Source organism: bacterium (assembly GCA_026398675.1).
Lineage (GTDB): Bacteria > RBG-13-66-14 > RBG-13-66-14 > RBG-13-66-14 > RBG-13-66-14 > RBG-13-66-14.
In genome coordinates this window covers 1-3,108 of record JAPLSK010000224.1, presented here as the reverse complement: position 1 = coordinate 3,108, position 3,108 = coordinate 1, and the positions used below count along the sequence as shown (strand labels likewise).

Here is a 3,108-nt window from a genome sequence, read left to right as displayed (position 1 = left end):
TACGGCTGGCTGAACATGGTGGGTCCCGAGGGCGCCGATGTCTGGATTGACGATCTATATATCGGCAAGCTGCCCAAGGGCAGGCTCCAGCTCCTGTCGGGCGAGCACAAGCTGAAGGTGGCCACCCAGGGCGGGCTCATAAGCCGCGAGTTCTACGTGGCCAAGGATAGGGTGGTGACCATCACCGCCGGAGCCGACAGCACGTCCAAGCCGCCCGCCGAGGTCGGCGAGCTCATGGACATCCAGGAGGCCGAGGACATCCTGATGGGCGGCGGTGGCGATTAGCCGACGTGGGGTGGGGGTTGGTGTGTGAAAGCGGCGGGGATTGAAATCCCCGCCCTACGTTTAGGAGCGGCGCGCCTGCGGGGTTGGGGGTGAGGGCTGCCTTATTCCCCTCCCCCCTCTGGGGGGAAGCGCGCTTACGGGTTAGGGTGAGGGGTAAAGCGGCGGGGATTTGCCGGGGGCATAGCTCGGTTCGCCGGAGGCGTAGCTCGGTTCGCTCGGTTCGCTCGGTTAAAATCCCCGCCCTACGTTTAGGAGCGGCGCGCCGACGGGGACGGGGGTGAGGGATGCCTTATTCCCCTCCCCCCTCTGGGGGGAGGTTAAGGGTGAGGGGTGAAGCGGCGGGGATTTGCCGGGGGCGTAGCTCGCTTCGCTCGGTTCGCTCGGTTAAAATCCCCGCCCTACGTTTAGGAGCGGCTCGCCTGCGGGCCGGGGCGGGTTCGATAAAAAAAGGGACGCACGGCCCCCGCCCCGCGTATGCAAATATGCCGGCTCACGGCGGGTCGTATCCCGAGCCGCCCCACGGGTTGCACCGCAGCACCCGCCATATCGCCTTCCCGAGTCCTTTCACCAGGCCGTACTTCCTGAGCGCCAGCACGGCGTACTCGCTGCAGGTGGGCTCGAAGCGGCACGTGGGCGGGAAGAGCGGCGAAATGAGACGCCGGTAGAGCCAAATCAATCCGACGAAGGGCGCGATGAGGACCCTGCGCCGGGGGGAAAGCTCGTCGTCCGGCGGCGGTAACACGCTGGAATTTTTGGGGTTGTCAGCCGTCACTGCGGGATTATACAATAGGCCTTCAAATGGGGGAGTGACCGCGGACCATGAGACTTCTCCCACCGCTTCTTTTTGCCGCTGTCCTGGGCCTCTCCTGCGAGGGCGGTCCCTCGGAGCCGGTGAGCTTCTACACCGAGCTGCACTTCGAGACCCCGGGGCCGGAGACGCCGCCGCCGCCGGTCGACGAGGTCCGTGCCCGGCCCATAGTCTGGGAAATCGAGCCCCTGCCCACTCACGGTGGGATGAGCCCCCAGATGCTCACGGGCGTGGAACGCCTGATGCAGGAGCACGCCGCCGAGCTGACCGGCATCCACGCCTCCAGGCTCCACGCCGATCCACTCTCGTCCGGGGCCATCACCGCCAACCTGACCACCGAGTCCGGGGTGCTTCTTTTCCTCTCGCTGACGCAATCCGAAGAGACACCCCTGGCGCTCCCCTGACGTCCAAGGAGAAAAATGCACAGCCGGCTCGTCCTGTCGCTCGTCGTTCTCGCCCTCCCCGCCGCGGTTCTGGCCCACGAGTACGAGGTGTACGTCGGCGGCCCGGACTCGGGGCTGGACCTCGTCTACTGCGACGGCAAATTCGTCTGCGGCTGGCCCGGCGGGATCCTGTGGACGCGGGAGTTCATCCCCTTCGAGGGCTGCTGCAACGAGATTGCCTTAATCCCGCTGCCCCACGCCGACACGGGCGTCATCAACGCCGCCGCGGCCCGCCTGACGGAGTTCGGCGACGTCTCGGAAACGATGCGGATGATGGAGCTGGAGGCGGTCCACGACCCCGGCACCGTGGTCTGGGTGGTCCGGGCCGAGCCCGCCGTCGCTCCCGAGAGCGTCCTACGGATGGCCCAGTACCTGCGCGCCAAGGCGGGGCAAGTCCGGGAGGGCTGGCTGGACTTCGTCTACGGGCGCGGCATGGCGCTCACCGGCTGGGGGGCGCTCTTCGTGGAAATCGAGGACGGGACCCTGAAGGGCGCACAGTATCAGCCCTACGATTACTCCGCCAACACCGAGCTCCGGGAGTGGGGTGTCATCGGCCCCGACGAGGAGTACGCCGACGATCCCGAGACCGACGGCATCGCGGAGTGGCTGACGGCCGACGGCGTCGCGCCGCTGGTCGAGGGCACCTTCACCCTGGGCTACGCGGTCAAGTTCGAGTAGGAGGGGCCAACGATGCGCCGGGTACCCGTCATCGTAGCCGGAATCGCCCTCGCCGCGCTGGCGCTCTTCCTCGCCGCCTGCACCCTCACCCACCTCACGTTTTATATCGGCGGGCCGGACTACGGCCTGGACCTCGTGGTCAGCCACGCGGGCCTGGTGGCGGGAGTGCCGGGAGGCTGCCTCGCCGACGCCGACCGGCTGGTGGAAGAGAACAACCCCTTCCAGGTGATTCTCTCCCCCCTCGCCGGGGCCGACCCGGAGCGCGTGGAATCCGTCCGCTCGCTCATCGGGACCCACCCGCATTTCGAGGAACAGGCGCCCCACTTCGAACCGGCGACCCTCTGCGACTTCGGGGCGGTGGCCTGGATCGAGTCCTGCGACTACTACGTGGACGAGTCGGAGCTCTTCGCCGCGGCGCAGTACCTGCGCGGCCGGGGCACGGCGGTGCGCGGGGCCTGGGACGCCGTCGTCGCCGACCGGGCGCTGGCCATCACCGGCTGGGGGGCGCTCCTGGTCGCCGTGGAGGACGGGGTCTTCACCGGTGTGGAGTACCAGCCGGCGGATTCCGCGGCCTGGGTCAAGCTCATCGAGTGGGGCCTCATGGGAAACGCCGAGGAGTACAGCGACCACCCCGAGGCGAACGGTCGGGTCGAGGCGGCGCTCCTGGACGATTCCCCGCCCGCGCTCAAGGGCACCTACACCCTGGGCGTCGCGTTCCGTTTCTACTAGCGAAAACTTCCGGCGAGGCGCGGGGTGGTATAATCTCACCCGCCCTCTTTTTTATCGCCCATGCTGGAAAAACTTGACAAGCTAATGGCGCACTACGACGAGCTCTCCCGTGAGCTCTCCGACCCGCACGTTTACGCCGACCGGCGCCGGGCGGCCCAGCTCGGC

5 protein-coding genes are annotated in these 3,108 nt (G+C 67.6%); 4 read left to right on the top strand and 1 reads right to left on the bottom strand.

Annotation, left to right across the window (positions count from 1 at the left end; all coding sequences use genetic code 11):
- On the top strand, positions 1 to 285 hold a 285-nt coding region (locus tag NTW26_07230; protein ID MCX7022049.1), incomplete at its 5' end, for a hypothetical protein.
- 490 nt (positions 286 to 775) lie between these two features.
- Here NTW26_07230 and yidD read toward each other — a convergent pair.
- Positions 776 to 979 carry a membrane protein insertion efficiency factor YidD gene (gene yidD, locus NTW26_07225; protein ID MCX7022048.1) on the bottom strand — a complete coding sequence of 68 codons (204 nt, stop codon included), beginning with the start codon at positions 977 to 979 and terminating at the stop codon, positions 776 to 778.
- 125 nt (positions 980 to 1,104) lie between these two features.
- Here yidD and NTW26_07220 point away from each other — a divergent pair, with 125 nt between their 5' ends.
- The 3 genes from NTW26_07220 to NTW26_07210 are packed head-to-tail and all read left to right on the top strand — an operon-like array spanning position 1,105 to position 2,943.
- Positions 1,105 to 1,497, top strand: a complete 393-nt coding sequence (locus NTW26_07220; GenBank protein MCX7022047.1) for a hypothetical protein — start codon at positions 1,105 to 1,107, stop codon at positions 1,495 to 1,497.
- Between the two features lie 15 nt (positions 1,498 to 1,512).
- On the top strand, positions 1,513 to 2,214 hold the full coding sequence (locus NTW26_07215; GenBank protein MCX7022046.1) for a hypothetical protein: 702 nt from the start codon (positions 1,513 to 1,515) through the stop codon (positions 2,212 to 2,214).
- 12 nt (positions 2,215 to 2,226) lie between these two features.
- Positions 2,227 to 2,943 (top strand): hypothetical protein, encoded by a 717-nt coding sequence (locus NTW26_07210; protein ID MCX7022045.1) that lies wholly within the window; start codon positions 2,227 to 2,229, stop codon positions 2,941 to 2,943.
- The last annotated feature ends 165 nt before the right edge of the window (positions 2,944 to 3,108 follow it).

Excerpts from the sequence above, each read along its gene's own strand:
- NTW26_07220 (MCX7022047.1), top strand. The coding sequence starts at position 1,105 with ATGAGACTTCTCCCACCGCTTCTTTTTGCCGCTGTCCTGGGCCTCTCC.
- NTW26_07215 (MCX7022046.1), top strand. The coding sequence starts at position 1,513 with ATGCACAGCCGGCTCGTCCTGTCGCTCGTCGTTCTCGCCCTCCCCGCC.
- NTW26_07210 (MCX7022045.1), top strand. The coding sequence starts at position 2,227 with ATGCGCCGGGTACCCGTCATCGTAGCCGGAATCGCCCTCGCCGCGCTG.